2 protein-coding genes are annotated in these 2,829 nt (G+C 49.3%); both read right to left on the bottom strand.

The features are described from left to right. A partial coding sequence (locus tag AOQ29_RS06205; RefSeq protein WP_061993616.1) for a GNAT family N-acetyltransferase occupies nucleotides 1-357 on the bottom strand: 357 nt, incomplete at its 3' end. Nucleotides 358-593: 236 nt separating this feature from the next. Further along, nucleotides 594-2,829: hypothetical protein (locus AOQ29_RS06200; RefSeq protein ID WP_158530767.1), on the bottom strand; the 2,236-nt coding region annotated here is incomplete at its 5' end.

Raw genomic sequence — 2,829 nt, 5'->3', positions numbered from 1 at the left:
ACACATGGCCCGGGAAACCTTGGTCGTAATCCCCTGGCGGGTATAATCCTGAGCCAGCCAGTAGCCTAGCTCAATCCGATGATCAGTTGGATTATATTGGTGAAAGTCGGTCATCCCAATAATCTTACCAGCCTTTTGAATCGCATAAACCTGTTCCTTTCCAGCAACAACATCGGCCGTCCGTTCAATCAGGTAGGCCCGTGTATCGGCTGGAAATTTTGTTAAATAGGCAAAAGGTAAAAATTCACCAATATGATCACGGTTGGCCACAATCGTTTTATAAATTTCTTCGGCCATGACCGGGGTCGCTGGCACTAATGAAATCTCGTTCAAAGCATCAATTCGCATTTCTGGCATTGGCGGACCCCTCTTAATTGTTTACAAGTAATAAGACTATTTTACACCACTTTGCCCGATTGAGATTAATGAACTTTGTACTGGTACCGGGCAGCCCGGCATCACTGAAGCAAAAAGGATGAACACGGTGGCTCATCCTCCTTATTTCGTTATTAAATTAAGTGTACTTATAAGTTAACAATATAAATAAACACTAATTTTATAACAACCAAATCAAAATTAACACTTATAGCGAGTTAATAAATCCGCCTCAACCACCCCAATCCGCCATGGATAAGGTGGCGGGTATTCCTGCGAATCTGGTGGTTAATGCGATGAATCAAGTGCGTTCCTTGGTGGTAAAGACGGCGGGCGTTTCGATTGTGAAGGTGAAGTTGATGGCGAATGGCATGGCCGATTCGCAGGCAAGCGTGACGACAACCCACCCGATGTCGCAACCGTGATTGACCATGCTGGCAATGCTTGTTTCGAGTTGTGGAATTCACGACCCCGGGTTGACCTGGTTGAGAACCTGGCTGATTACCCGTTCCATGTCCTGGGTTAGTTGGCTGGCTTGGCTTGACCGGTGTTGGTGTCCGCGGTTGGTTCGGCGCCGGAACTCCAGCTCGACCACCCTTAATATTAGCAATCTTTTCTGCTACGACTGGTGAATGGTTTCCATAACTATCGACTGACCGGAATAAGATGGTGGTGTTCTGATAGATAGAAAGCTGGTACTGGTATTCAGACCAAGTTTGACCCTGGTCCTCTGAATATTCAATCTTCACGGCATCGTCCGCCGGTACATCCTTTGGCAAAGTAGCCCGAGGGATTAAGAGGATGGGATACTGGGTTGGCTTAGTTTCTGACCGTTGAACTGTTGGCTTTGGCAAGTCGGCCTGGTAATAACGGACATTGAAGGTCTTGGAACTAAAATTACCGGAGGCATCATAGACTCGAATATCTGCGTAGTTATCGCCGGTTGTCAGGGCCATTGGCACGGCAAACTGAGTGACAGACCCGTTATTCTTTTGATTAAAGGTCATTGAAAAGTTCTTCCGAGCAACCATATTCCCGTTAATAAAGATGCGATAACCATCGTAATTATCGCCGGCCTGGCCGGTTAACTTGTAATGGTCTTGGTTTGTTTTAATTTGATAGTATCCATTATACAATCGTTCGAAGGACTTTTCTTCAAAGAGGCTCAGCTCCGGCAGGGTCGTGTCCAGGTAGAACTGGAGACCACCAACTAACTTATCCTGGCCGTCTTGTTGCAGACGGATTGGCACCGATACCTTGGCATTCGGCGGAGCTGGGATAGTCGTGGTAAAGGTCAGCGACTGTGGATCAATGGCCACAGTTTGGCCTTGACCATCCTTTTCGCCAATCAGCAGAGTTGCCTGCCGGCAGTCTGACCGAACCCGGCCAGAAATCGTCAACTCCTGTTTTTTGAGATTATAGCTGGAATTTTGGGCACTAATGGTATTAGAACCAAGGCGGATGTGATGGTCAAAGACCACTAGGGGGTCTTCCGCCTTTTTAGCCGCAGTTTTATCATTTTCGGACTTTACTGGTTGGGTTCCTGGCTGGCGGGAACCGTTAGAACTACCGGGTTGGTTATCTTTAGTCGGGGACTTCGACCCTACTGGTCCAACTTTTGGCTGGTCAACCTTAGTCGGTTCTCCTGACTTGGCTGGGTCAGCCTTATTCTGACCGGTTTGTGGTTGGTCTGAGTCCTTGGGAGACCCTGGTGCAACCAAGCTGGCTACCTGGTCGCCAGACAGGTCCGCCTGAACGTCGGCTAAGTTTCCGGCATTATCGTACACCATGACCCGGACCTGGTTGGCTCCAGCTTTCACTGTTTCCTGTTGGACTTTGGTTAAGGTCAAATCAACATCCGCTGTCACTTGGTGACTTTGGTCCAAATGGAAGGAATAGATTTCAAAAACGCCGTTAACCGTTAGGCCAATCCGGCCAAAGGCATCCAAACCACTGAGGGCGTCAGCCAATGTTGTTTTGAAGTGGACCTGGTTGTCTGAGCCTGGGACTAACTGAGAGTTATTGATGGTTGGAGCCTGGCTATCGACTTTGACCGGGAGGGTTAATTTTTGTGGGGAAATATTTGAGACACCCATCGGTTGGGCGGAAACTTGGTAATAGTACTGGCCATCTGGGACCGGGTCATCCAGGCCGGTCTTGGCATTATAGACCTGCCCCCGCCAGCGGGCCTGGGAATCCTGGTAATGGGTGAACCCCCTCAAGGAGTAGCTGTAATAGGACTTTGTGGCCTTGGGCGTGATGTTTACGGTCGCCAAGGCTTGGGCACTAGGCTGGGTTGGACAGTCGGGTTGGCTGGCAAAAATCGTCGAGGTGACCGTTTTGGCATTGCGGAAGAGGTTCAAGAATGGCCGGGCTTCGCGAAAGGCCGACACACCGGGCGCAATAGCAATGTTAGCCGGGTCAATCGTTCCTTGGGGTGTCAAACCAAGGGGC

Origin of the sequence: Fructobacillus ficulneus (assembly GCF_001047075.2) — a bacterium.
GTDB lineage: Bacteria > Bacillota > Bacilli > Lactobacillales > Lactobacillaceae > Fructobacillus > Fructobacillus ficulneus.
Note: the sequence above shows the minus strand (reverse complement) of the source record. Positions and strands in the feature narration are given on the sequence as shown.